The 25454-nt window shown below is 73.1% G+C and carries 22 protein-coding genes; 7 read left to right on the forward strand and 15 right to left on the reverse strand.

Going from position 1 to position 25454, the window contains the following annotated elements; genetic code table 11:
- Window positions 1-28: 28 nt before the first annotated feature.
- Window positions 29-2266 carry an acetate--CoA ligase family protein gene (locus tag ACFYO9_RS21960; RefSeq protein WP_358775020.1) on the reverse strand — a complete coding sequence of 746 codons (2238 nt, stop codon included), beginning with the start codon at window positions 2264-2266 and terminating at the stop codon, window positions 29-31.
- A gap of 465 nt (window positions 2267-2731) precedes the next feature.
- Entirely contained in the window at window positions 2732-3157 is a 426-nt protein-coding gene (locus ACFYO9_RS21965) for a Zn-ribbon domain-containing OB-fold protein (protein ID WP_358775018.1), read from the reverse strand.
- A gap of 177 nt (window positions 3158-3334) precedes the next feature.
- Between ACFYO9_RS21965 and ACFYO9_RS21970 the strand changes: the two genes are divergently transcribed.
- Window positions 3335-4489: an NAD(P)/FAD-dependent oxidoreductase gene (locus tag ACFYO9_RS21970; RefSeq protein WP_358775016.1), complete on the forward strand. Its 1155-nt coding sequence runs from the start codon at window positions 3335-3337 to the stop codon at window positions 4487-4489.
- Window positions 4490-4644: 155 nt separating this feature from the next.
- Window positions 4645-5520: a GNAT family N-acetyltransferase gene (locus ACFYO9_RS21975; RefSeq protein WP_358775014.1), complete on the forward strand. Its 876-nt coding sequence runs from the start codon at window positions 4645-4647 to the stop codon at window positions 5518-5520.
- Here ACFYO9_RS21975 and ACFYO9_RS21980 read toward each other — a convergent pair.
- The 3 genes from ACFYO9_RS21980 to ACFYO9_RS21990 form a co-directional block, all read right to left on the reverse strand.
- Window positions 5498-6202 carry a pyridoxal 5'-phosphate synthase gene (locus tag ACFYO9_RS21980; protein ID WP_358775012.1) on the reverse strand — a complete coding sequence of 235 codons (705 nt, stop codon included), beginning with the start codon at window positions 6200-6202 and terminating at the stop codon, window positions 5498-5500. The two genes, ACFYO9_RS21975 and ACFYO9_RS21980, sit on opposite strands and share 23 nt — an antisense overlap.
- 143 nt (window positions 6203-6345) lie before the next feature.
- Window positions 6346-6717: a helix-turn-helix domain-containing protein gene (locus tag ACFYO9_RS21985; protein WP_358775011.1), complete on the reverse strand. Its 372-nt coding sequence runs from the start codon at window positions 6715-6717 to the stop codon at window positions 6346-6348.
- Between the two features lie 27 nt (window positions 6718-6744).
- On the reverse strand, window positions 6745-7926 hold the full coding sequence (locus ACFYO9_RS21990; protein WP_358775010.1) for an acetyl-CoA acetyltransferase: 1182 nt from the start codon (window positions 7924-7926) through the stop codon (window positions 6745-6747).
- Window positions 7927-8122: 196 nt separating this feature from the next.
- Between ACFYO9_RS21990 and ACFYO9_RS21995 the strand changes: the two genes are divergently transcribed.
- Entirely contained in the window at window positions 8123-9442 is a 1320-nt protein-coding gene (locus tag ACFYO9_RS21995; protein ID WP_358775008.1) for an acyl-CoA dehydrogenase family protein, read from the forward strand.
- Complete coding sequence (locus tag ACFYO9_RS22000; protein ID WP_355807777.1) at window positions 9442-9972, forward strand: nitroreductase family deazaflavin-dependent oxidoreductase; 531 nt, start codon at window positions 9442-9444, stop codon at window positions 9970-9972. Before ACFYO9_RS21995 ends, ACFYO9_RS22000 begins: the two co-directional genes overlap by 1 nt.
- Before the next feature lie 82 nt (window positions 9973-10054).
- Here ACFYO9_RS22000 and ACFYO9_RS22005 read toward each other — a convergent pair whose 3' ends face one another.
- Window positions 10055-10702: a TetR family transcriptional regulator gene (locus ACFYO9_RS22005; RefSeq protein ID WP_358710546.1), complete on the reverse strand. Its 648-nt coding sequence runs from the start codon at window positions 10700-10702 to the stop codon at window positions 10055-10057.
- Window positions 10703-10858: 156 nt separating this feature from the next.
- Between ACFYO9_RS22005 and ACFYO9_RS22010 the strand changes: the two genes are divergently transcribed.
- Window positions 10859-11659, forward strand: a complete 801-nt coding sequence (locus ACFYO9_RS22010; protein ID WP_358775006.1) for a VOC family protein — start codon at window positions 10859-10861, stop codon at window positions 11657-11659.
- A gap of 161 nt (window positions 11660-11820) precedes the next feature.
- On the forward strand, window positions 11821-14205 hold the full coding sequence (locus ACFYO9_RS22015) for a serine/threonine-protein kinase (protein WP_358775004.1): 2385 nt from the start codon (window positions 11821-11823) through the stop codon (window positions 14203-14205).
- 991 nt (window positions 14206-15196) lie between these two features.
- Here ACFYO9_RS22015 and ACFYO9_RS22020 read toward each other — a convergent pair.
- The 4 genes from ACFYO9_RS22020 to ACFYO9_RS22035 form a co-directional block, all read right to left on the reverse strand.
- On the reverse strand, window positions 15197-16123 hold the full coding sequence (locus ACFYO9_RS22020) for a hypothetical protein (RefSeq protein WP_388666507.1): 927 nt from the start codon (window positions 16121-16123) through the stop codon (window positions 15197-15199).
- A 118-nt stretch (window positions 16124-16241) separates the two neighbouring features.
- Window positions 16242-17045 carry an enoyl-CoA hydratase/isomerase family protein gene (locus tag ACFYO9_RS22025; RefSeq protein WP_358775002.1) on the reverse strand — a complete coding sequence of 268 codons (804 nt, stop codon included), beginning with the start codon at window positions 17043-17045 and terminating at the stop codon, window positions 16242-16244.
- Window positions 17042-17500 (reverse strand): OB-fold domain-containing protein, encoded by a 459-nt coding sequence (locus tag ACFYO9_RS22030; RefSeq protein WP_358710554.1) that lies wholly within the window; start codon window positions 17498-17500, stop codon window positions 17042-17044. Before ACFYO9_RS22030 ends, ACFYO9_RS22025 begins: the two co-directional genes overlap by 4 nt.
- A 70-nt stretch (window positions 17501-17570) precedes the next feature.
- Complete coding sequence (locus ACFYO9_RS22035) at window positions 17571-18722, reverse strand: lipid-transfer protein (RefSeq protein WP_355807765.1); 1152 nt, start codon at window positions 18720-18722, stop codon at window positions 17571-17573.
- Between the two features lie 117 nt (window positions 18723-18839).
- Here ACFYO9_RS22035 and ACFYO9_RS22040 point away from each other — a divergent pair, with 117 nt between their 5' ends.
- Window positions 18840-20447, forward strand: a complete 1608-nt coding sequence (locus ACFYO9_RS22040) for a FadD3 family acyl-CoA ligase (RefSeq protein WP_358775000.1) — start codon at window positions 18840-18842, stop codon at window positions 20445-20447.
- Here the strand turns inward: ACFYO9_RS22040 and ACFYO9_RS22045 are convergent.
- The 5 genes from ACFYO9_RS22045 to ACFYO9_RS22065 all read right to left on the reverse strand — a co-directional run bounded on the left by ACFYO9_RS22045 (window position 20437) and on the right by ACFYO9_RS22065 (window position 25356).
- Window positions 20437-20829, reverse strand: coding sequence for a VOC family protein (locus ACFYO9_RS22045; RefSeq protein ID WP_358774999.1), 393 nt, complete (start codon window positions 20827-20829; stop codon window positions 20437-20439). The genes ACFYO9_RS22040 and ACFYO9_RS22045 overlap by 11 nt on opposite strands.
- Window positions 20830-20909: 80 nt before the next feature.
- Window positions 20910-21533, reverse strand: coding sequence for a hypothetical protein (locus ACFYO9_RS22050; protein ID WP_358774997.1), 624 nt, complete (start codon window positions 21531-21533; stop codon window positions 20910-20912).
- An 81-nt stretch (window positions 21534-21614) separates the two neighbouring features.
- Window positions 21615-21812 (reverse strand): hypothetical protein, encoded by a 198-nt coding sequence (locus ACFYO9_RS22055; protein WP_355807757.1) that lies wholly within the window; start codon window positions 21810-21812, stop codon window positions 21615-21617.
- Window positions 21813-22004: 192 nt separating this feature from the next.
- Window positions 22005-22172, reverse strand: a complete 168-nt coding sequence (locus tag ACFYO9_RS22060) for a sigma-like protein (protein ID WP_355807755.1) — start codon at window positions 22170-22172, stop codon at window positions 22005-22007.
- 205 nt (window positions 22173-22377) lie between these two features.
- Entirely contained in the window at window positions 22378-25356 is a 2979-nt protein-coding gene (locus ACFYO9_RS22065) for a BTAD domain-containing putative transcriptional regulator (protein WP_358774995.1), read from the reverse strand.
- Between the last annotated feature and the right edge of the window lie 98 nt (window positions 25357-25454).

Consider the following 25454-nt stretch of genomic DNA (forward strand, 5'->3'; position numbering starts at 1 on the left):
ACCTGCGGGGACGCGGTGCCAAGGGGACCTAGTGGCAGACCGCGAACGCGTCGAGCGCCACCGCCCCCTGCCCGCGCGGCAGCACCATCAGCGGGTTGATGTCCAGCTCCGCGAGGTCGTCGCCGAGTTCGAGCGCCATCCGCTGCACCCGGAGCACCACCTCGACCAGCGCGTCGACGTCCGCGGGAGCCGCGCCCCGCACCCCGTCGAGCAGGGCCCGCCCCCGCAGTTCGCGGAGCATCGCCTTCGCCTGGTCCTCCCCGAAGGGCGGCACCCGCACGGCCGCGTCCCGCAGGACCTCCACGAGCACACCGCCGAGCCCGACCGTCACCGTCGGCCCGAAGAGCGAGTCGTGCGTGACGCCGACGACCATCTCGACGCCGCGCTCGACCATCTGGCAGACCAGGATCCCGTCCAGCGCGACCCCTTCGTAGCGGGCGATGTCCGTGAGCTCCCGATAGGCGTCGCGCACCTGGCTCGCCGAGGTCAACCCGATCTTCACCAGGCCCAGTTCGGTCTTGTGCGCGAGCTGCGGGCCCGACGCCTTCATGACGACCGGGTAGCCGACCAGGCCGGCCGCCCGCACGGCCGCCGCCGCGCTCGTCACCAGCTGTTCCCGCGGCACCCTGATGCCGTACGCGCGCAGCAGCTGCTTCGCCGCGTGCTCGCTGAGCTGCTGGCCGGGCCGCATGAGCGCCTGCGCCTTGCGGAAGGAGGGGGACGGGGTGCGCGGCGCCTCGTCGAAGGGCGAGCGGTAGTTCGTGGTGAAGCGGTGGTGGTCCAGATGGGCGCGCACCGCCGTGATGCAGTTGGCGAAGGTACGGAAGGTCGCGACCCGCGAGGAGCCGAGCAGCGTCTTGCGGTACGCGTCCTCGGTCCCCACCGGCGAGCCCCACACCACGCACACCAGCTTGTCCGTGCGCTCCGCCGCGTCCACCAGGTCCTGCGCCAGCTTGTCGCTCATCGGCGGGAAGGGGCCGGTGATCGGACAGATCAGCACGCCCACCTCAGGGTCGTCCAGGATCGCGTCGATGATCTTGCGGCCGCGCCAGTCGCCGACGGGGTGGCCGCCGTTGTCGATGGGGTTCGCGACGTTCAGGTAGGCGGGTATCCACTCGTGCAGCTCCGCCTGCTTGGCGTCGGAGAGCGTGGGCAGGCGCAGGCCCGCCTCGGCCGCCAGGTCCGCGAAGTGCGCGCCCGTGCCGCCCGAGATCGAATAGACGGCGACGCCGTCGGCCCGGGGCGTGCGCGCCCTCGCCAACAGGGCGGACGTGTCCTGGAGTTCGTCCAGGCCGTCGACGCGGATCACGCCGAACTGCCGCATCGCCGCGTCGACCACCGTGTCCGCGCCGGTCAGTTTGCCGGTGTGTGACGCCGCCGTGCGGGCGCCGGTCTCGGTGCGGCCGACCTTCACGGCGACCACGGGGACGCCGCGGCGGGCCGCCCGGTCGGCGGCGAGCAGGAAGGCGCGGCCGTCCTTGAGGCCCTCGACGTAACAGGCAATGGCGCCGACCTCGGGGCGCTCGGCGAAGTAGGAGATGAAGTCGGAGGTCTCCAGGTCGGCCTCGTTGCCGGTGGGCGCCCAGTGGGAGAGGCGTACGCCGAGTTCCTGCATCGTGAAGACGGGGCGGCCCTGGTGGCCGGACTGGGTGATCAGGGCGATCGCCGGGCCTTCGAGGTCCTCGCGGAACGCCTCGAAGGCGTTGAGGTTGGTGTTCGGGCCGAGGAGGCGGAGGCCGGAGCGCTGTACGGCGGCGGCGAGGCGGGCCTGGGCGGCCGCGCCCTCCTCGCCGGTCTCGGCGAACCCGGAGGCGAAGGCGACGGCGAACTTGACCTTCTGCTCGGCGAGTTGCTCGACGACGGGGAGCGGGTCGACGAGGAGGAGTACGGCGAGGTCGACCTGTTCCGGGAGGTCCGCGACGGAGGGGAAGCAGGGGAGGTCGAAGACGGTGGGGCGGGTGGGGTGTACGGGGTGCAGGCGGGCGCCGACGCGGGTGGCCCAGGTGAGGAGTTGGCGGGTGATGCCGGTGTTGGGGCGGCCCTCTGTGTCCGAGGCGCCGATGACGGCGACGGAGGTGGGGCGGAAGAAGCGGTCGAGGTCGGGTACGTCGGTGTACAGCGGTCGGCCGCTGACGTCCAGGTCGAGGTCGTCCGGGGCGCGGCCGTGGCTGTGGCCGTGGACGGTGTTGGGGGGGAGTTCGCCGCAGGCCACGACTTGGGCGCGGCGGGGGTCGGTGGTGAAGGTGCCGTGAGTCGATCCAAGCATCGGTCCGCCCGCTCCTGTGTGACAGCACGTTGCGCTAGCGCTTGCGCTAACGGTTACCTGACGCACTGTCAGATTACTGAACTGACGCCCTGTCAGGAATGGGGCTGCGCGTAAAGCCTGGCGGTGGGGGTGGGGCGGCGGGGTGGTGTGGGGGTGTGGGGGTGTGGGGGTGTGGGGTCTACGGAACCGTAGGGGGTGGGGGGTTGCCAAGGTCGCGAATTGGACTTCGGTGGGCGCGATGAAGGGAGGGGGGTCTGTTGGTGTTGTCAGGCGGCTGACTGTCTCTTTTGGCCGGGGTGTGGGGGTGCCGGGGCCGCGGGGGTATGTGCGTACTCGCCATCCCTGCGCCACGCTGCACGGACAATGGCGCCATTGTTTGCTCTGTGCTCCGTTCGCACATACCCCCACGTCCCCTCCCGGCCATTTTCGGCCGTCGGTCGCGGGGGCGTCCGGCCCCTTGGTCTCTCAGGCCGGGCGGAACACCGCGATGGCCGGGGTCACTTCGGTCGCGGCTCGGAACGTCGCCTTGAGCCGCATTCCGATGTGCAGGTCGCTCTCGGGGCAGTCGACGATCTCCGTCATCATGCGGGGGCCCTCGGTCAGGTCGACCACCGCCGCGGTGTAGGGGGTGCGGGTGTTGAAGGGGGGGAGGTCGTTTCTGTGGATGGTCGACCAGGTGTAGAGGGTGGCTCGGCCGTCGGCCTGTTGCCAGGTGACGTCCTCGCTCCAGCAGTGCGGGCAGAATTCGCGCGGGTAGTGGTGGGCCGTTCCGCAGGCTCCGCAGCGGCGGATCAGTAGGCGGCCCTCGGCCGCTGCCTCCCAGTAGGGGCGGGTGAACGTGTCGATCTCGGGCACGTCGAAGCGTGGGGAAGGGGGGTGGGTCGGGCTCATGGTGGGTGTCCGATCGTGGTGTGGGTGCATGTGCGCGTGAGGTGACGGGGCGTCAGTTCAGCGCAGTCGGCTGGGGCACACAAGGGGGTGGGTGGCGTTCGGGGCCGTGATGGGATCGCAATCGGTTTCGGAACTTGACCGTCACCCATCAAGTAGTCGCGCGGTTACTCTCCAGTCATGGCTGACTCGACCGCTCCGCTTTCGCCGTCGCAGGACCATCCCGTGTACGTCGTCGGCGGTGGTCCGGGTGGTCTCGCCGTCGCGGCCGCCTTGGGCGTACGGGGTGTGCGGGCCGTCGTCCTGGAGAAGGCCGAGCGTCTCGGTGCCTCCTGGCGCGGGCATTACGACCGGCTCCATCTGCACACCACGCGTCGGCTTTCCGGGTTGCCGGGGCTCGCGATTCCGCGGGCGTTCGGGCGGTGGGTCTCGCGCGACGGTGTTGTCGCCTATCTGGAGACGTATGCCGAGTACCACCAGCTTGATGTGGTCACCGGGGTCGAGGTGACCGGGCTCGAACCTGTCGGGGACGGGTGGCTGTTGCGGGCCAGCGGGGGGCGGGAGTTGAGGGGGCGTGCGGTGGTCGTCGCCACCGGGTTCAACCACACTCCCTGTGTGCCGGACTGGCCCGGCCTTGATGGTTACAGCGGTGAATTCCTGCACGCCGGGCGCTATCGCAATCCCCGCCCCTATGCGGAGAAGGACGTCCTCGTCGTGGGTGTCGGGAACACCGGCGCCGAGATCGCCGTCGACCTTGCCGAAGGGGGCGCCGGGCGGGTGCGGCTCGCTGTGCGGACCGCCCCTCACATCGTGCGTCGTTCCACCGCCGGGTGGCCCGCGCAGATGTCCGGGATCCTGTGCCGGCGGCTTCCCGTCGCCCTCGCCGACCGGCTCGCTCGGCCGGTCACCCGCGCGGGCGTTCCCGATCTGTCGTCGAAGGGGCTGCCGCGTCCCGACACCGGCTTGTTCTCGCGGGCCAGGGAGGGTGCCATCCCGGTGCAGGACGTCGGTCTGATCGACGCCGTGCGGAAGGGGCGGGTCGAGCCCGTCGCCGCCGTGGAGTCGTTCGAGGAGGGCAAGGTGATCCTCGCCGACGGCAGCCGGATCGGGCCCGAGGTCGTCATCGCGGCCACCGGGTACCGGCGCGCCCTCGAGGGTCTCGTCGGCCACCTAGGGGTGCTGGACTCCCGCGGCCGGCCGGTCCCGCACGGCCGCCATACGGCCCGGGGGGTTCCCGGGCTCTACTTCACCGGCTTCACGAATCCCGTCAGCGGCATGCTTCGTGAGCTCTCGCGCGACGCCGAGAAGATCGCCAAGGTGATTGCCAGGGGGTAGGGGCGGCCTGGGCGTGTGCGGGTGCGTGTGCGTGGTAATTCGGAGGCGAGGGTGGCTCCTCGGGGGAACAATGGGGCATGTCCTCAGGAAATTCCGCGTCCGCGGGCGCGCATGCCTATGCGCATGTTCGTCAACCGTCCGTGTTCAGGTGGGAGTTGACCTCTGATCTTGAGGGGTTTCTTGCTCGGGCCCGGGGGTTTCTGCACTCCGAGCCCGCCCTGCACACCGCGCTGTTGAGCGTCACCGAGGTCCTTCGAGTACGGGGGCCTTACGCGTACGGGGACGGGGTGCCCCTCTTTGGTACGTATGCCGGTGCCGATGGGGTGGTGCGGGGGGCGTTCGTGCGGACGCCGCCCCATCGGGTCGTTCTCAGCCCTCTGGGTCCCGAGGCCGCCGACGCGCTCGCCGCGCGGCTCGTCGATGTCAGTCCGGAGTTGCCCGGGGTCGGCGCCCACCACGCCGCCGCCGAGGCGTTCGCGCGGGCCTGGGAGCGGCGCACCGGGGCTCGCGTCTCGGCCGGTGTCCGGCAGCGTCTGTATCGGCTCGGCACCCTCACGCCGCCCGTCCCCGCGCCCGCGGGCCGCGCCCGGGTCGCCACGGCCGCCGACCGGGCGCTGCTGGCGCGCTGGCACGACGAGTTCGGGGAGGCCGTCGGTGAGCGTTCCCCCGCGGATGCCGGTGCCTGGGCGGATGCCCGGATCGCCTACGGGGGCGTCACCCTCTGGGAGGCCCCCGACGGCGTCCCCGTCGCCATGGCCGGTGTCACCCCCCGGGTCGCGGGGCAGGTCCGGGTAGCGCCCGTGTACACCCCGGCGGAGCAGCGGGGGCGTGGGTACGGCGGTGCGGTGACCGCCGCGGTGACCCGTGCCGCGCTCGACGCGGGGGTGGCCGAGGTCCTGCTCTTCACGGATCTGGCCAACCCCACGAGCAACGGCCTCTATCAGCGCATCGGGTATCGGGCCGTGGAGGACTTCACGCAGTACGACTTCCACCGCGGGGACGCGGCCGTCACGGCCACAGCAGCTCCCTGATCCAGGGGGTGGTGGCGTCCGCGGGTTCCTCGCTCCTGCGGTACCGCAGGCGTACGTGGCGGCGGCGGGTGTCGCCCTGGAAGAACTCCGCCTCCACCGGGTCCAGGACGTACAGCGTCCAGGTGGGGGCGTCGGCGTCCGGGTCGGCGTGGGCGCGGTCCCAGGCGGCGGTGGACGCCCCGTCCAACTCGGCTTGGGCGGACAGGACTTCGCTCTGGCGGCCCACCAGTGCTGCCGCCAGTGCGCCGGTCGACCTCGCGTGCAGGTCGGCGAGGCTCTCGGCGTGCGGGGCCGTGGTGACCCGGCCCCTGATCCGGATCTGCCGGCCCTGCGCCGGCCAGTAGAAGTGCAGGGCGGCCTCCGGGCGGGCCGCGAGCTGGCGTCCCTTCGCGCTGGTCGCGTGCGAGGCGAAGTGCCAGCCGCGGTCGTCCGCGTCGTGCAGCATCACGGTCCGCACGTCGGGGCCGCCGTCCTCCGTCACCGTCGCCAGGCCCATGGTGTGCGGCTCGGGCTGCCCGGCGGCCACCGCCTCCGCGAACCAGGCGTGGAAGAGGGGGAGCGGGGCCGCGGGTGCCGCCGCCGGGTCGAAGTCGGGCAGCTCCACGTCCCAGACCCGCTGCGACATCAGCAGCTTCTGGAACTCGGACGGCTCGGGGGGCGGCGGTGCGGGTGTCGTCGTCATACGGCGATTGTGGCCGGTCGGTGGTGATGCGGTGGTTGTGGCCGGTCGGTGGTGATGCCGTGGTTGTGGCCGGTCGGTCGTGGTGCGCTGGTTGTGGTCGGTCGGGGCGGGGGCGGCCGCGGGGGTGCCGGCTCTTCGGTCCGTTATTCCGTCTCGCGCGGTGGCATCAGTTGTGTGATCCGGTCGAACAGCGCCCGCAGCGGTTCGCCCACGGCCCGGCCGAACTCCGTCAGGCCGTACGTGACCTGGGGCGGTGTCGTCGGCTCGACCTCGCGCCGGACCAGGCCGTCCTGGACCAGCGCGCGCAGGGTCTGCGCGAGCATCTTCTCGCTGATGCCCTGGATGCTCTCGCGCAGTTCGTAGAACCGGAGGTCGTCGCTCCGCAGGGCGATCAGCACCCACACGCCCCACTTGCTGGTCACGTGGTCGACCACGTCGCGCGCGGGGCAGTCGATGCGGAACACGTCGTACCGCCTGGTCGCCTCGGTCCGGCCGAGCCGCGCGCCTTCCGTCATGTGCGGAGCCTACCTCCGGGCAGGGCCTCACCCCCGTCCCAGCACCACCGTCCCCGACGAGCAGAACCAACCGCCCGTCCCGGAGGCCACGGCCAGTTCGGGCAGGGAGCCGTCGGGGCGGCGGACCTGGCCGTCGCCTGCCTGGCCGCGGAGTTGGCGTACCGCCTCCACCAGGAGGAACAGGCCGCGCATGCCCGGGTGTTGGGCGGAGAGGCCACCGCCGTCCGTGTTCGTCGGCAGGTCGCCCGTCCGCAGCAGGCGGCCCTTCTCCACGAAGGCGCCGCCCTCGCCCTTCGCGCAGAAGCCCAGGTCCTCCAGGGTCACCAGCGTCATGTACGTGAAGGCGTCGTAGATCTGCGCGACGTCGATGTCGGCGGGCCGCACCCCCGCCCGCTCGAAGGCGAGGCGGCCGCTGACCGCCGCCGGGGAGACCGTGAAGTCCTCCCACTGCGACATCGTCGTGTGCGAGACGTGCTCGCCTGCGCCGAGTATCCATACCGGATCGGACGCGCAGTCCCGTACGTACTCCTCGGCCGCGAGCAGGACCGCGCAGCCGCCGTCGGAACGTATGCAGCAGTGCAGCTTGGTGAACGGGTCCGCGATCATCGGGCCGTCCAGGACCTCGTCGACCGTGATGGGGGTGCGGAACATCGCGTCCGGGTTGGTGGCGGCGTTCGCGCGGGCCTGCACGGCCACCGAGGCGAGCTGCTCCAGCGTCGTGCCGTACTCGTGCATGTGGCGGCGGGCCGCCATCGCGTACTTGGCGATCAGGGAGTGCCCGTAGGGGACCTCGAACTGGAGCGGGCCCCGCGCGCCGAAGGAGAGGTTCGACGTGCGGCGCCCCGCCTTGATGTCCGCGCGGGCGGTCGAGCCGTAGACGAGCAGTACGGCGTTGGCCCGCCCGGCCGCTATCGCGTCCGCCGCGTGCGCCGCCATGACCTCCCAGGTGGCGCCGCCGACCGAGGTGGAGTCCACCCAGCGGGGGGTGAGGCCGAGGTACTCGGCGACCTCGACCGGCGCCAGGGTGCCGAGGCCCGCCGAAGCGATGCCGTCGATGACGTCGCGCCCGAGCCCGGAGTCGGCCAGCGCGCGCCGGGCCGCCTGGGCGTGCAGCGTGTAGGGCGTGGCCTCGTCGACCCGGCCGCAGTCCGAGAGGGCGACACCGACGACGGCGACCTTGCGGGAAGTGGAACGGGTGTCTACAGGCATGAATCTGACGGTACATCAGGTCCCGGAGTGAGGGTGGCGGTCCTCGTGCTTCGGGGTAGGCGCCGGCGCTCACCCCGAAGGTGGCGCCGGCGTGTGTGGTGGTGTCCTCGGTCTGTGCTTATGGAGTGCGCGGTTCTAATATGACGACCCGTCAGATCTGGGTCCGGGCCGTCGCGCCCGGGGGAGGAGCCTGCCGATGGACGCCGCCTTCAGTGCGGAACAGGGCGAGATCCGCCGCACCCTGCGCGAAGTGATCACCAAACGGTGCGGCCCCGACGAGGTCAAGGCGGCCGCCCGCACACCCGCCGGCCACGACGCCGGGCTGTGGACCGCCCTCGCCGACCAGCTCGGCCTGCCCGGCCTCGCGATCCCGGAGGCGTACGGGGGCGTTGGCTGTACGACAGCGGAACTTGCCCTGGGATGCGAGGAGGTGGGGCGCGCCCTCGCCCCCACGCCGCTCTTCGCCACCGCCGTCCTCGCCGCCCCGCTCGTCCTCGCCCTCGGCACCGAGGGGCAGCGCGCCGAGCTGCTGCCCCGCATCGCCGCCGGTGAGCTGACCGCCGCCCTCGCCGTTCCCGGCACCGGGCTCGCCACGGCGCTCGGCCTCGTCGGGGACAACCGCGGCGACTGGGCGGGCGGCGGCCGCGCGGGCGGCGTGCAGGCGCGCAGGGCCGCCGAGGGGGCGTGGCGGCTGTACGGGCAGGCCGAACAGGTCATCGACGGGCACAGCGCCGGGCTGCTCGTGGTCGCCGCGCACGCGGGCGGCTTCGCCCGGTCCCGTACGCTCCTCTTCCTCGTACGGGAGGACGCGCGCGGCATGACGCGGGCCCGGCAGGCCGCGCTGGACGAGACCCGCACCCAGGCGAGGGTCGAACTGCGCGACGTCGAGGCGGAGTTGCTGGGCGACGAGGATGCCGACGTGCCGGCCGCGCTCGCCGCCGTCGGGGACGTCGCGGCCACGGTCGTCGCCGCCGAGGCCGTCGGCGCCGCCGACCGGGCGCTGGAGAGCACCGTCGCGTATGTGCGTCAGCGCGAGCAGTTCGGGCGCGCGATCGGCTCCTTCCAGGCGGTGAAGCACCGGCTGGCCGACGTGTACGTACAGGTGCAGGCGGCGCGGTCCGCCGCCTACTACGCGGCGTGGGCGGCGGGCGCGGAGGCCGCCGGGTTCGGGGGGCAGGGCGCCGAACGGGCCGGGGGGCTCGCGCTCGCGCAGGCCCTCGACGCGTTGCGGACGGCCGCTTCGGAGGGGGTGCAGCTGCACGGCGGGATCGGCTTCACCTGGGAGCACGAGGCCCACCTGTACTTCAAGCGTGCGTCGAGCGACGAGCTGCTCTTCGGTCCGGTGCACCGGCTGCGGGCGCGGGCCGCGGAACGGGCCGATCTGTTCGCGGAGGGCGGGGACGCCGACGCCGTCGCCTCAGGCCCCGTCTCCCCTGACCTCGTCCCCTCCGACCTCGACCTCGACCTCGACCCCGATCCGGGCCCCGGCCCCGCCTCCCTCGGAAAGGCCGTCTGATGCCGCCCGGACTGCGGCTCGTGCAGAAGGTGTCCGCCACCCGCGCCTTCGGCAGGATCGCCCCGCACTTCATCCCCGCGATGGACCGCACCGTGCACCGGCTCACCCGCGGCCGGGTGCTGCTCAGCGCGCGGATGCTGCCCGGCGTCGTCCTGACCGCGCGGGGTGCGAAGAGCGGGCTGCCGCGGCGTACGCCGTTGGCGTGCATGCCCGAGGAGGAGGCGGGGACCTGGGTGCTGATCGGGTCCAACTTCGGGCGGCCCGGCCACCCCGCGTGGACCGCCAATCTGCTCGCCCACCCGGACGCGGAGGTCAGCTGGCGCGGCGCCGACATACCGGTGCGGGCACGGCTGCTCGCCGGGGCGGAACGGGAGGCGGTCTGGGCGGCGGCGCTGGCGTTCTGGCCGCCGTACGCCGCGTACCAGGCCCGCATCGACCGGGAGATACGGCTGTTCCGGCTGGAGCGGCGCGCAGAAGGGGTCCTACAGACCAGAGCGGCGGATCACCGGGGTGATCCGCCGCCAGGCTGACAGGACTTGGGGAGAGGGAGAAAGGAGGAAGGGGACGAAAGAGGGGAGCGGAGCAAAGAGGTGAGGAGTGTGCCCGTCAGGGCTACTTCGTCGGCTTCTTGCCCGTTACGCCCAAATGCACCAACTGTGCCAGGTTGGGCTTCAGTTCGGCCTGCTTGACGCCCCACGTCTGGAAGCCGCGCTGGTGGGAGGCGACCGCCGCGAGCATCGCCACCAGGGAGCCGGCCATGGCCGCGGGGCTGACGTCCTTGTCGACCTTGCCCTTGTCCTGGAGCTCCTTGACGGAGTCCGTAAGGGAGTTGTTGACCGAGTTGAGGATCTTCATCCGGATCTTGTAGAAGCGCTTGTCGCCCTCGGCCGCACCGAGGTCGACGACCCGGAGGATCGCGTCGTTCCTGCGCCAGAAGTCGAGAAATCCCTCGACGAGATCCTGCGAGGTCTGCCAGCCCGCCTTGCCGACCCATGAGCGCCCGTCGAGCAGCTGGGTCAATTCGGCGCCCTCCGCGGCCATTTGCTCCGCGATCTCCAGGACGGCGCCCTCGACGTCCGGGAAGTACTGGTAGAAGGTCGCGGGTGAAGTCCCCGCCTTCCGGGCGACGTCGATGACTTTGACGTCCCGGTAGGGCGAGGAGCTGAGCATCTCGCTGAGGCAGTCGAGCAGCTTCTGACGCGTCGCCTGACCGCGCCGACCGGCCACGCGGCCGTCGACGGTACGTACCTGTCCTGTCATGCCGTCAGCTTACCGAGGGGTGATCGGAGCGCGATTCGGCCGAGTGCAAATGGGGTTGGGGCGCGTGGGCGCGGCGGAAGGGGCACCCCTTCGAGGTGGGACAGATGTTCGAATATACGCGCTGCGGAGCCGTCGGCTGGCCGTTAGCTTGACGGCATGGACTACGCAGAGCAGGACACAGCGGACGGATACGCGGAGGGCGTGCCCTGCTGGGTCGACGCGATGCTCCCCGACGTCGCGGGCGGCAAGCGGTTCTACGGTGAGCTCTTCGGGTGGACCTTCGACGAGGGCGCGGGGCCGGAGTACGGGCACTACGCCCAGGCGTACGCCGACGGGACCCCCGTCGCCGCGCTCGCCCCCAAGGCCGACGGCCGCATGCCCACCGTGTGGACGGTGTACCTGGCCACGCCCGACGCCGCCGCGCTCGGCGAGCGGATCAGGGCCGCAGGCGGCTCGATGATCAGGGAGGCGCTGCCGATTGGCCCCTACGGGACGATGGCCCTGGCCGCCGACCCCGAAGGCGCCGTCTTCGGCCTCTGGCAGGGCGGCACGCACCCCGGATTCGGACGGCGGCAGCGGCCCGGCTCGTACTGCTGGACCGAGGTGTACTCGCGGGACAAACAGCTGGTCGACCCCTTCTACGAGGGCGTGCTCGGCTACCGCGGCTTCGACCTGGATCTCGACGGCGAGGAGTTCCGCGCCTGGTCGCCCGCGGGCACCGAGCCCGGCCCCGAAACGGCCGTCGGCGGCCGCGCCCTGCTCACCGACACCGCGTCCGAGGTGCGGATGCCCCCGCACTTCCTCGTCTACTTCGCCGTCACCGACACGGACGCCGTGGCCGCCGCGGTGCCCCGGCTCGGCGGCCGGATCCGCAGGGCGCCCGCCGACACCCCGTACGGCAGGATCGCGGTGCTCACCGACAATCAGGGGGCGACGTTCGCGGTCCTCCAGGACTGAGGGTGGGGTTTTGTCCCCAGACACCCCGATCCCGCCCCGGGTTCGCAACGGCCGCCTCGGACAGGAAGAATCAGGGTGCGTGCCGCCGTAGCGGCTCGGTGGTGAGACGCTGCACGGGGCCGTCCTCTTCGACGGCCGCGTACGGGGAGGTGGCAAGGCAAGTGGTGGATCAGCTGACGCAGCACGATCCGAGGCGGATCGGGCCGTTCGAGGTCCTCGGCCGACTTGGTGCCGGTGGCATGGGTCTGGTCTATCTCGCGCGCTCCGCGTCGGGGCGGCGCGTGGCGATCAAGACGGTGCGGACCGAGCTCGCCGAGGACCAGCTGTTCCGTGTCCGCTTCACGCGCGAGGTCGAGGCCGCCCGCGCCGTGTCCGGCTTCTACACGGCCGCGGTGGTGGACGCCGACCCGCGGGCCGCCGTGCCCTGGCTCGCCACGGCGTACGTGCCGGCGCCCTCCCTCGAGGAAATAGTGAATGAACACGGGCCGCTGCCCACCCAGGCGGTGCGCTGGCTCGCGGCGGGCGTGGCCGAGGCCCTGGAGTCCATCCACGGCGCGGGCCTGGTCCACCGCGACCTCAAGCCCTCCAACGTCCTCGTCGTCGAGGACGGGCCGCGCGTCATCGACTTCGGCATCGCGTCCGGCGTCTCCAACACCCGGCTGACCATGACCAACGTCGCCGTCGGCACGCCCGCGTACATGTCACCCGAGCAGGCGAAGGACTCGCGCAGCGTCACCGGCGCCAGCGACGTCTTCTCGCTCGGCTCCACCCTCGTCTTCGCCGCCACCGGGCACGCGCCGTTCCACGGCGCCAACCCCGTCGAGACCGTCTTCATGCTGCTCCGCGAGGGCCCCGACCTGGCGGGCCTGCCCGACGAGCTGCGGCCCCTCATCGAGTCCTGCATGCAGATGGAGGCCGCGCTCCGGCCCACCCCCGCCGACCTCCAGGCGCAGCTCGCCCCGCACCTCTTCGCCTCCGAGAGCGCCGACAACGACGACAGCGGGACGGCGTCCGCGTGGCTGCCCGAGCGGGCCGTCGCCCTCATCGAGGCCCGCCGCGGGGGCCGGCCGCCCGCCCGGGTCGCCGCGTCCGCCGCGCGCAGCGGCGGCCGGGGCGCCGCAGCGGCCGCGCCCGCCGCGCCCGTCACCGCGCCGCCGCTCCCGCAGCAGCCGCCGCCCGCGCCGTCCCAGCCGCCGTTCGCGGTGACGCCGGACGCCGGGCCGGTGCGGCTCGCCGGGGCGAAGGTGCCGATCGGGCCGGGGCCGCGCGTCTCCGCCGCCCGCGCGAGCGTCCCGCCCGGCGCCTCCGGGCTCGCCGCGTCCTGGTCCCGCTCCGCCCCGCACCGGGCCGGCACCAACGGCACCGACCCGGCCGCCGCCGGGGTGCCCGCGCCGGCCCCGGCGCCCGACGCCGCGCCCACGTCGTGGCGGCCCTGGCGCTTCCGGATGTCCAACGACGTCTGGGGCACCCCCGCCGTCGCGGGGAACCTCGTCTACGTGACGTCCTTCGAGGTCCACGCCCTGGACGTCGCCACCGGCCGGCGCAGCTTCAAGACGCGGGACGTCGCCTGGTCCATGGCCGTGGCCGACGGCCGCATCCACGCCTCCGACGGCCCCACGCTCTACGCCCTCGACGGCGCCGAGGGATCCGACCTCTGGCGGCTGCCGACCGACGCCTGGGTGTACTCCCTCCAGGCCGACCGCGGCACCGTCGTCACCGGCACGCGCGGCGGCGGCGTCCAGGCCTGGGAGGCGGCCAACGGCGAGAAGCTCTGGGAGATCACCGGAGCCCAGACCGACTTCGAGACGCCCGAGGCAGGACCCGTCGTCCACGACGGCACGGTGTACGTGTGGAAGGGCGCCCGGCTGCGCGCCCTGGAGGCCCGTACGGGCGAGGAACGCTGGTCCTACCCGGTCGGCGACGCGGCCTCCTGCGGGGGCGTGCCGGTGCGGCTCGCCCAGGCGCAGGACGGATACGTGTACGTGGCCGCGGGCTCACGGGTCCTCGCCATCGACGTGGCCGGCGGGCACGTGCGCTGGCACTTCGAGGCGCCGGCCGCGTTCCTCTGCCCGCCCGCGTTCGCGCCCGGGCCCGCGGTGACGGGCGGCGGCGTCTACCTCGCCGACTACCTCGGCACGGTGTACGCCCTCGACGCGACGGACGGCCGCGACCGGTGGCGCATCGCCACGGAGTCCCGCTCCTCGATCGAACCGGTCCTCGTCGCGGACGGCCACGTGCACGTGGGCAGCGGCAAGGGGCTCTACACCCTCGACGCGGTCACGGGCACGCCGAAGTGGCGCTTCCAGGCGGGCGGCGAGGTCGTCGGCACGCCGGTCGTCGCCGACCGCCGCATCCACTTCGGCTCCACGGACCACCTCCTCTACACCCTGAAGGCGGACGACGGCCGCCTCCGCTGGAAGCTGGCGACGGGCGGCGAGATCACGGGGGCGCCCGTGGTGCGGGATGGCGTGGTGTACGCGTGCAGCAAGGATCGGTGTGTGTACGCGTTGGATGCGGAGCGGGGGACGGGGACTGCGCGGGGGTAGGCCGGAGGCCTTGGGGGGTGGGGAGGGTGGGGGTCGTCTGTGTGGGTGGCCTCAGTGGGGGGCCCGGGCCTGTGGGTTTTGGTCTGGTCCGCCGCTGCGCGGCGGGTGTCTCCCACCCGTTCACCCGTTTGCCCCGCGCCGTGGGGTGGGCGGTGGCTGGGTGCGGGTGTGCTTTGGGCCGGGGTCTGCGCCTTGGGTTCGTTTGTGGGTGCGGGGCCGCGGGGGTATGTGCGTACTCGCCATCCACTGTTCGCCACGCCTCGCGGACAACGTTGCTATTGCTGGCTCGGTGCTCCGTGCGCACATACCCCCACGTCCCCTTCCGTCTCGTACGCGGGTGCGGCCCGGTGGGGCGGCTCCCTGCGCCCAGCGGCAGGCGGGTGGGTGGCGCACCCGCGCGCCTGCCCCTAGGCCCATGGCACGTTGTGGGTGGCGCACTCACCCGCCTGTGCCTGGGCCCACGGCCCGTCGCGGGACGCGCACTCGCCCGCCCGCCCCTGAGCTCACGGCACGTTGTGGGTGGCGCACCCACCCGCCTGCCCCTGGGCCCACGGCCCGTCGCGGGACGCGCACTCGCCCGCCCGCCCCTGAGCCCACGACACGTTGTGCGTGGCGCACCCACTGACCGTCACCTGCGCCCACGGCACGTTGCGAGACACGCCCACCCGCCCACTGCGCTTACGGCACGGGGTACACGCACCCACCTGCCCTATGCCCACGGCCGTCGCGGGACGCGCACTCACCCACCCGCCCCTGAGCCCACGGCCCGTTGTGCGTGCTCACCCACCCGCCCGCCCCTGAGCCCACGGCACGGGGTACACCCGCCCGCCCCTACTCCCGCCCTGTGTCGCGGGGTAAACGGGTGGGTGGGTGGGATACATCCGCCGCGGAGCGGCGGGCCTGGGGGCCCGGAGTCGGGCGGCTACCTCACCGGCCCGGCGGCGTCTGCCAGGGCTACCTCACCGGCCCGGCGGCGTCTGCCAGGGCTACCTCACCGGTCTGGCGGCGTCTGCCAGGGCGGAGGCGTGGGGGTGGGCGGCTCCTCCGGGTGCCTGGGTCCTGCCGTCCGGGGCTGATCCGGGGCCGGTCCGGGTTCCGGTTCCTGCCGCGACCGCTCCGGCGGCTCCGCGTACGGGTCCGTGTACGGGTCCTCGTACGGCTCCGGATACGGGTACTGGGTCGGCCGCGCCTCGTCGCCGGGCGGCGTCACGCGGGGCGTCCCCGCGTACGGCGTCTGCGCCCCGTCGTCCGGATACGGTGCCTGCGCGGGATCGTCCCCGTACGGCGCTCCCGCGGAATCGTCCACGTACATCGTGCGGGTGGAATCGTCGTCGTGGGGGGCCCGGCCCGGTGCCCCGGCGTGCGGCGCCTGCGTGGGGTCGTCCGCGTAGGGGGCCCGATCCGGCGTCCCCGCGTACGGCGCCTGCGTGGGGTCGTCCGCGTACGGGCCCGGAGCCGTGTCCTCCGCGTAAGGGGCCCGCGACGCCCTCCGTCCGCGCCGGGCCCGCCCGGACATCACCGCCGCACCCAGCAGAAGCAGTACCCCGCCCCCGAACGCCCCCAGCGCTCCCTGACCCAGGCCCGAGCCGTCGCCCGCGACGGCCAGGCTGCCCTCCGCCTGGCCCTGGCGGACCATCCACAGCACCGTGAAGCCGAGCACCAGCACGCCCGCCACCGCCACCAGCAGCCGCGACCTCAGCAGCAGTCCCGCCAGCGTCAGCAGCGCCGCGACGGCGAACGGGAGGAAGAGCGAACCGAACAGTTCCGCCCCCGCGTCGGTGACCCCGCCGCCGGAGAACAGGTCCCCGATGCGGAAGTCACGCCCGTGACGGCCGTCGTACCAGGCTCGGAAGGGGCTCCATACGGCGGCCGTCGCTCCGACGAGAGCGAGGACCGACCCGAGGACGTTGCGGACCATGACGGGCCTCCTCGTGTGCGCACCGGCCGAAGGGGGCGTGCGCGTCTCGCGGAACCGACGCTACGCCGGGTGCCGACACCGCGCGACGCGAGGAGAGCGGGCCGCGGGGGTGGGGCCCCTACCGCGTACGGAACCCCCCGCCACCCCGCCGCCCCGCGAACAGCTCCGCCTGTCGCTCCGGCGGCACGTTGCCCAGCGTGATCAGGTGCGGCGCGTGCGCCAGCGCCTGGTTGCGGGCCGCCTCCTTCGCCGACCAGAGGGCCCGCACCGTGCCCTGCACCGCCTCCGTCGGATATGAGGCGATCGTGGCGGCCGCCCGCAGCGCCGCGTCCAGCGCGGCGCCGGGCGGCGTCAGTTCGGAGACCAGGCCCGTCTCGTACGCCCGCCGCGCCGAGACCCGCTCCGCCGTGCCCATCAGCGCCATCCTCGCCACCTCGCCGAACGGCATGCGCTGCGCCATGTGGATCGCCTCGTACGCGCTGACCATGCCGTACGTGGTGTGCGGGTCGAAGAACGTGGCGCGTTCGTCCGCCACCACGAACTCGGCCTCGCCGATGAGGTAGAAGGCGCCGCCGCACGCCATGCCGTTGACGGCGGCGATCACCGGTTTCCAGCAGTCGTTCGCCTTGGGGCCGATCGCGATGAGCGGATCGTCGATCGTGTACGGGGAGTTCGGCTGCGGCACGTCCGTGTCGCGGTCGATGCCCGTGCAGAACGCCGCCTCACCCGCGCCCGTCACGACCACCGCCCGTACGGCCTCGTCGAAGCGGAACTCACGCCAAGCGGCGCTCAGTTGTGCGGCCGTCTCCAGGTCGATCGCGTTGTGGCGCGCGGGGCGGGCCAGGGTGAGGACCGCTACGCCCGTGTCCTTGTCGACCGCCGTGCGCAGGCCGGACCCGGGCCGCCGCCTCGCCGTCGTCACGGCCGCTCCAGGATCCAGCGCGGCACCACGGTCCCGCCGACGTCCGCGAAGACGACCTGCACCTTCGCGCCGATGCGCAGCCGCTCCGGGGGCACCGAGTTCAGCGCGGCGTCGGGCGCCGCGACGAGGTTGCCGACGAGGCGGATGCGGGGGGCGTCGGCCAGTTCGACGACGATCGCGTTGTACGGGGCCTGCTCGGCGTAGGCGGGCAGCAGGGGCGGGTGCGGGAAGACGTAGGACCAGATGCGGCCCCGGCCGCTCATCCTGCGCCACTCGCTGTCGAAGGAACCGCAGTGCGGGCAGCAGGGGCGGGGCGGGAAGCGGAGTTCGCCGCAGGGCGCCTCCGCGCAGGCCTGTACGCGGAGTTCGCCTCGGGCGGCGTACGTCCAGAAGGGGGCGCCGTCGTCGTCGACGGTGGGGGTCAGGAGGGTTTCTGCCGGTGTCGCGTCTGCCATGTGGGTGTCCCTAAGTGGGGGTGCGGGGATGTGGGTCTCTCGGTGGCCCGTCGCGTGTTCCCCGCGTCCCTCAGGGGGACCGGAGCAGGAGCGCCGACGTCGGGACCCCTTCGCCCGCCGTCACCAGGCAGGTCGACGCGTTCGGCACCTGCGCCGTGGACGTGCCCCGCAGCTGCTTCACGCCCTCGTTGATGAGGTTGAAGCCGTGCACGTACGCCTCGCTGAGCCCGCCGCCCCCGGTGTTGATCGGCAGCCGTCCGCCGCTCTCCAGGGCCCCGCCCTCCGTGAAGGCGCCGCCCTCACCGCGCCCGCAGAAGCCGTAGCCCTCCAGGGAGAGCGGTATGAGCGGCGTGAACGCGTCGTAGATCTGCGCGACGTCCACGTCCTGCGGGCCGAAGTCCGCCTGTTTCCACAGGTGTCGGGCCGCGGTCCAGGCCGGGCCGGAGAGCGGGTCCTCGTTCCAGTAGTTGACCATGCCGTGGTGCTGCGAGGGCAGCCCCTGCGCCACGGAGTGCACGTACACGGGCCGCTGCCGGCAGTCCCGCGCGCGCTCCGCGGAGACGAGCACGCACGCCAACGCCCCGTCCGTCTCCAGGCAGTTGTCGAAGAGGCAGAGCGGCTCGCTGATCCAGCGGGAGGTCATATACATGTCGCGGGTCAGCGGGCGTTCGTACATCATCGCGGCCGGGTTCTGGTTGGCGCGGTTGCGGCAGGCGAGGGCGACGTTGAAGAGGTGGTCGCGGGTCGCGCCGTACTCGTGCATGTAGCGGCGGGTCAGCATGCCGATCTCGTCGGCGGGCCGCAGGAGGCCGAAGGGCCGCGTCCACTGGCCTGGGGTGGGCAGCTGCACGGTGGTGTTCTTCCAGGGCCGCGGGCCGCTGCCGCGCTTGCGCGAGCGCCAGGCGATGCCGACGTGCGCCTGGCCGGTGGCGATGGCGGACGCGAGGTGCGCGACGGTCGCGCAGGAACCGCCGCCGCCGTAGCCGACCTTGCTGAAGAAGGTGACGTCGCCCGCGCCGACGGCCTTGGCGACCTCGACCTCGTCGGTCTCCTCCATCGTGTACGAGGCGAAGGCGTCGACCTCGGAGGGTGCGATGCCGGCGTCGCCGAGGGCCGCGAGGATGGCGCGGCAGGCCAGTTCCTTCTCGCTCTGCGGCAGTTGTTTCGCGAACGGGGTCTGGCCGATCCCGACGATCGCTGTAGCGTCCTTGAGTGAAGCCATGGGCAGCGGCACCTCCGGGAGAGCGGGCCATATCACCGCCGTGCGCGGTCTGCTGACAGGTCGTCAGGCTACCGTTAATCTGACGGGCAGTCAGCTACACGTCGGGAGGGGCTTGCGATGCGCGGCGACCTGGAGTGGGGCAGCATCCCGGGACTTGTGCGGGCGGCCGCCGAGCGGTACGGCCCGCGCGAGGCGGTCGTCGAGGGCCGCACCCGCGTCTCGTACGAGGAGCTGGGCGCGCGCGTGGAGCGGGCCGCGGCCGCGTGCATGGCGTCCGGCGTCGAACCCGGCGACCGCGTGGCCGTCTGGGCGCCCAACACCCTCGACTGGATCGTCTCCGCACTCGGCGCGGTCACCGCCGGCGCGGTCCTCGTCCCCCTCAACACCCGCTTCAAGGGCTCCGAGGCGGCGTACGTCCTGGCCCGCAGCCGCGCCAAGGTCCTCTTCGTCACCGGCACGTTCCTCGGCACGTCGTACGTCGCCTCGCTGCGGCGCGCGGCGGCCGAGGGACCCGGTGAAGGACCGCTGCCGGGCCTGCCGCACCTGGAGCAGGCGGTGGTCCTCTCCGACGACGCCCCGCGCTCCTTCCGCACCTGGAAGGACTTCCTCGCGGGCGGCGACGGCGTGGCCGCGGCGGCGGTCCGCACCAGGGCGGACGCGGTCGACGGATCGGCGCCCTCGGACATCGTCTTCACCTCCGGCACCACCGGCCGCCCCAAGGGCGCCGTCATCACCCACGCGCAGACGCTGCGCTGCTACGACGTGTGGAGCGACCTGGCGGGCCTGCGCGAGGGCGACCGCTATCTGATCGTGAACCCGTTCTTCCACACCTTCGGCTACAAGGCCGGGATCATCGCGTGCCTGATGCGCGGCGCGACGATGATCCCGCAGCCGGTCTTCAACGTGGACACGGTCCTCGCGAACGTCGCCGCCGAACGCGTCTCCGTCCTGCCGGGCCCGCCCACCCTGCACCAGTCGATCCTCGACCACCCCGCCCGCGACCAGCACGACCTGTCCGCGCTGCGGCTCGTGGTGACCGGCGCGGCGGTGGTGCCGCTGCAACTGGTGGAGCGGCTGCGCGCGGAGCTGCGCATCGCCACCGTCCTGACGGCGTACGGCCTCTCCGAGGCGAGCGGCATCGTCACGATGTGCCGCCGCGGCGACCCGGTCGAGGTCGTCGCGGCGACGTCGGGCTGCGCCATCCCCGACACGGAGGTACGGGTCGTCACGGCCGAGGGCGAAACCCTGCCGCCGGGCCACCCGGGCGAGGTCATGGTGCGCGGACACAACGTCATGCGGGGCTACTTCGAGGACCCGGCCGCCACGAAGGCGTGCCTGACGCCCGACGGCTGGCTGCGCACGGGCGACGTGGGCGTCCTCGACGCGGAGGGCAACCTCCGCATCACGGACCGGATCAAGGACATGTTCATCGTCGGCGGCTTCAACGCCTACCCCGCGGAGATAGAGCAACTCCTGGGCTGCCACCCGGATGTGGCGGACGTGGCGGTCATCGGCGTCCCCGACCCGCGCCTCGGGGAGGTGGGCAGGGCGTACGTGGTGCGGCGCCCGGGCGCGCTGACGACGGCCGACGACCTGATCGCGTGGTCACGCCGCGAGATGGCGAACTACAAGGTGCCGAGGTCGGTGGAGTTCGTCGGCGAGCTGCCGAGGAACGCGAGCGGGAAGGTGGTGAAGGGCAAGCTGCGGGGCGACCTCACCCGGTAGAACCCGCGGTGGCGGCACGCTCGTCGGCGCTGCGCTCCACGCAGAACTCGTTGCCCTCCAGGTCGGTGAGGCTGACCCAGCCGAGGCCGCCGGGGCGGCGGTGGTCCTCGTACGGCTTCGCGCCGAGGGCGAGGAGGCGTTCGACCTCTTCGTCGCGGGTGCGGTCCTGCGGCTGGAGGTCGATGTGCAGCCGGTTCTTGAGCGTCTTCGTCTCCGGCACGGTCACGAAGAGCAGGGTGATCCCGTCCGCCTCGACGGAGGCCTCCGGATCGCCGGGAAAGTCGTCGTCGGCGAGCTTGCCGCCGAGGACCTCGGCCCAGAAGGCCCCCTGGCGATAGGCGTCGTGGGAGTCGATCGTGAGGTGGCGCACGCGGGAGGTCATGGGGGACTATGGGGCGGGGAGGGATGTGGTGTCCACGGGATTACGGGGACGGGACGCGCGGCCTCGGCGTGCGGCCCGTCTCAGTGCCCGACGGGCGGCGAGAGGCAACCGGTCTCCGGGAAGCGGCCGTTGGCCGACGCCTCGTAGTTGGTCTCCTGGACGAACGCGGTGACGCAGCCGTGGTCTCCCACGTAGAGGCCGATCCGTGCGCCTTCGGGCGTGACGGACTCACCGTTCTCGTACCGCTCGTACATCGCCCGGACCTCCAGCTCCCCGCCGAGCAGCTTGCCCCCGCCGGTCGTCCGGCGTTCCTCGTACCCCAACTCCTCGGTGAGCGCGTTCCGCACGCTGTCGGGGTCCCACGTCTTCCGCTTCCACAGCCGCTTCAGCACGGGCTCGATACGGGCGGTCTCGGCCTGCGCGTCCTTGAGGTCGGCGGGGGACATCTCGCCGGGCCGCCGGTAGGCGTTGTTCTCCCCCTCGTGCGGAGCACCGTCGGCGACGTCGGGGTCCACGTAGGGGGAGGGGCCGGGAGCGGCGGATGCGGGGCTGGTGGGGCTGGTGGGGGTGGCCGCGGGTGGCGGGGCCGCCGCGTCCGAGGGGCCGGCCTTCTCGCTGCCGCATGCGGTGAGGGCGAGGGCGGCGCAGAGGAGGAGGGCGGGGGTGGTGAGGTGTCTTCGGCGCGCCGGTATGGAGTGGGTCATGGGTCTGACTGTCGCATGGCCGAAACGGGGCCGAGCGGTGGCCCGGCCCCGTTCCGCGCCGACGTGGCGCCGCGCGCGGCGTCAGCTGTGCGGGGGCGCCGCTATGTCGCTGTCGCCCTGGGGCGTGGTCGGCAGGTGGCCGTCCTGCGCGACGAACGGGGTGTGGCTGTCGGCGGGCGGGGCGGGGGAGTGGCTGTCGGCTAGTGCCGGCGTCGCGGCTCCGGCCGCGGTGGCGGCCGCGATGGCGGCGGTGACGAGGATGTGTTTGGCGCGTGTCATTCCAACTCCTTTGACGGGGTGGGTCTGCAACGTCAAGTGACCTTACTGACAAGGCGGCTGAACGTTCGATTCCGCCGACGGCGGGCGTTCGCCTCGTCCTACTGCTCTTACCCGGAACCGCACATGCGTCGGCCGCGACGGCTCCCCCTCCGCGCCGTCGCGGCCGAACGTTCCCCCGTCGGAATCGCCGTCTCAGACGTCCGTGGCCGGCGGGGCCGGCTGGTGGCTGTCGTCCAGGGCCGCCGGCGGGGCCGGCTGGTGGCTGTCACCCTGGGTCGTGGCCGTTCCGTCCTTCGGCGGGGCGGGCTGGTGGCTGTCGCCCATGGTGGTGATGTCCAGGTTCTTCTTGGCGTCGCTCATGGTCGAACTCCCGTGGAGTAGACGGTTCGCTGGGGCAGAACGCCCGCTCGGCAACTCCCCCGAGGGTCGCCGAGCGGGCGTTCCAGGGCCGCTCACCCTATCCGTGAGGCCCAAGGCGACCCGTCTGCCCCCCGACGCGACGGATCGATGAGTAGAGAGTGACAGCCGCCCATAAACGTTCGATGAACGCCCCGGAGCCGCCGGGTCAGGCCGCCGCGATCGGGTGGAGGAGCTCGCGGACTTCGTCCATCTCCGTGGACCCGGCGTTCGTGTGCAGCACCAGGGCCTCGTGCCAGCAGGCCCGCGCCCGGTCGACCTGGCCGAGACTGTCCAGCGCCCTTCCCAACAGGGTCAACACGTTGGCCCGCATCCAGTCGCCCCCGATGTACCCGGTGGTGAGCGCCTGTTCGGCGTGCCGTGCCGCCAGGGCGTGATGCCGTTCCGACAGGTGGACGTGCGCGATGCGGTAGTGCGTGGTCCCCTCCCACAGGCGCTGGCGGTTCTCCGCGAACACCACCAATGCCTGATCGAGCTGGTCCAGCGCCTCCGCATGGCGCTTCGCATGAGTGAGGGCGATCCCGAGGGCGTACCTCGCGTTGGCCAGCCGGAAGGTGAGGCCGAGCTCGTCGTAGATGGCCATGCCCTGCTTGACGAGGTCGATCGCCGCGGAGGTGCGGCCCATCGAGTCGAGGCTGCGGGAACGGTTGCACAGAGCGCTGGCTTCCCCGGGCCGGTTGCCGTCTGCTCGGAACGCCTCGATCGCTGTGACCAGGAAGGCCTCGCCCGCTGCGTGCTGGTGCATGCAGTTCGCGATGATTCCCTGCTCGTTCGGGGCATTGCCGCTGGTCCACGGGTCTCCCGAGACCCGTCCGAGTTCCGCCGCGCGCCGGGCTTCCGGCTCGGCCTTCTCGAAGCGCCCGGCGTTGTTGAGCACCTGCGTGAGCGTGACCCGCGCCCGCCCCTCCGCATGCGTGTCCCCCAACGCCGCCGCCGCATCCCGCGCCGCGCACGTCGCCGCCTCGTAGCGGAGCGAACTCGCTCCCGACTCCGCCAGGTCCTTGGACGCGAGGAGCAGGTCCACCGCCCGGCGCAGCGTCCTCGCCCCCAGCGACTGCTGCACGCAGGCCAGGATGCATGCCGCCTCGGAGTGCAGCCAGTCCAGGGCCCTCGTGTCGTCCGTGAAGTCCTGGCCCGCGTGGCCGGTGGTCTCCAGGTGGTCCACCGTGCGGTCGCCCGGCCGCTCGATCGCGTACACCCGGGCCGCCGACGCCAGATAGAAGTCCAGCAGGCGCGACATCGCCGCGTCCCGCTCCGTGGGGGGCTGTTCGTCGCGTTCGGCGCAGGCGCGGGCGTAGAGGCGTACGAGATCGTGGTAGCGGTAGCGGCCCGGGGCCGCCGATTCGACCAGGGACGTGTCGACCAGGGACTCCAGGAGGTCCTCGGTCTCCTCCAGGGGGAGGTCGAGGACCGCCGCGGCCGCCGCCAGGGAGAGGTCGGGGCCGTCCGCGAGGCCGAGGAGGCGGAAGGCGCGGGCCTGGGCCGGCTCCAGCTGGCCGTAGCCCAGTTCGAACGTCGCCTTCACCGCGAGGTCGCCCGCCTGCAGCTCGTCCAGGCGGCGCCGCTCGTCCGCGAGCTTCGCCGCGAGCGTGGAGACCGTCCAGGTGCGGCGCGAGGCGAGCCGGGACGCCGCGATCCGGATGGCCAGCGGCAGGAACCCACACGCCGCCACCACGTCGAGCGCCGCCTTCCGCTCGGAGGTGACCCGCTCCTCGCCGACGATGCGGGTGAAGAGGAGGAGGGCCTCCTCGGGGGACATCACGTCCAGGTCCACCAGGTGCGCGCCCGCCAGATCGACCATGCGCACGCGGCTCGTGACGAGGGCGGCGCAGCCCTCCATGCCCGGCAGCAACGGCCTGACCTGCGCCGCGTCCCGGGCGTTGTCCAGCAGGACCAGGACCCGGCGGCCGTCGAGCACCGAGCGGTACAGGGCCGCCCGCTCCTCCAGGGAGTCCGGGATCGCGGAGTCCGCCGTGCCGAGGGCGCGCAGGAAGGCGCCGAGGACCGTCTCCGGTTCCGCCGCCCGCGCCCCCGCGCCCTGCAGGTCCACGTACAGCTGGCCGTCGGGGAAGTGGGTGCGCGCCGCGTGGGCGACGTGCACGGCGAGGGTGGTCTTGCCGACGCCGCCGATGCCCGCGAGCGCGGAGACCGCCATGACGCGGCCCTCGGCGGCGGACAGGATGTCGCTGAGCTCGTCGACGAACGAGCCTCTCCCGGTGAAGTCCGGGACGGTCGCCGGGAGTTGGGCCGGTCGCACCGCCGCCGACGTCGGTTCCTGGGCGGGGGCCGAGGGCTCCGCGAGACCGGGGTCGGCCTGCAGGATGCGCTGCTGGAGCTCCTTGAGCCCGGGCCGCGGGTCGACGCCGAGTTCGTCGGCGAGCAGCCGGCGCGTGTCCGCGTACACGGCCAGGGCCTCCGCCTGGCGCCCGCTGCGGTACAGGGCGAGCATCAGCAGTTCGCGCAGCCGTTCGCGCAGCGGGTGGGCCGCGGTCAGGGCGGTCAGCTCCGAGACCGCCTCGGCGTGGCAGCCCTGTTCCAGGTCCATGTCGAGCCGGGTCTCGACGAGTTGGAGGCGCCACTCGTCGAGGCGGGTGCGCTGGGTGTCGGCGTAGGGGCCGGGTACGTTGGCCAGCGGCTCGCCGTCCCACAGGTCGAGGGCCTCGTTCACCAGGGAGCGCGCCCGGCACAGGTCGCCGACGCCGCGGGCCTTCTCGGCGGCGGTCCAGAGGTCCTCCGCCTCGGCGAGGTCCAGGGCGCCGTCGCCGGCCTGGATCGCATAGCCGCCGGACTCGCTGACGAGGACTCCCGGGGGCAGCACCTTGCGGAGCCGGGAGGCGTACGTCCGTACCGCCGCAAGTGCCTGCGACGGCGGCTCGTCGCCCCACAGGGCGTCGATCAGCTCCGACGCCGTGGCGGTGCGGCCGTCCCGCAGCAGGAGGGCGGCGAGCAGTGCCCGCTGCTGCGGGGAGCCGGTGTTGAGCTGATCCGGGCCGTGCCAGGCGCGCACCGGTCCGAGCACGCTGAAGCGCGGCGTCCGGACCTCGGGGGGATGCCCCTCGGTCCGCGCCTCGGGGCCGTTCCCCGAGGCCGGACGCCGCTGCTCCGGTACTCGCGGTACATCGACCATCGCTCCCCCTGCCGCCCTGCTGTTCCCAATCCTGCCGGTCGCGGGTCTGCCCGCCCGCGGTGGTGCTCCGTAAACCGTGCTCGGTTCTTGCTAGCCGC

This window comes from Streptomyces sp. NPDC005863, from assembly GCF_042871345.1.
GTDB lineage: Bacteria > Actinomycetota > Actinomycetes > Streptomycetales > Streptomycetaceae > Streptomyces.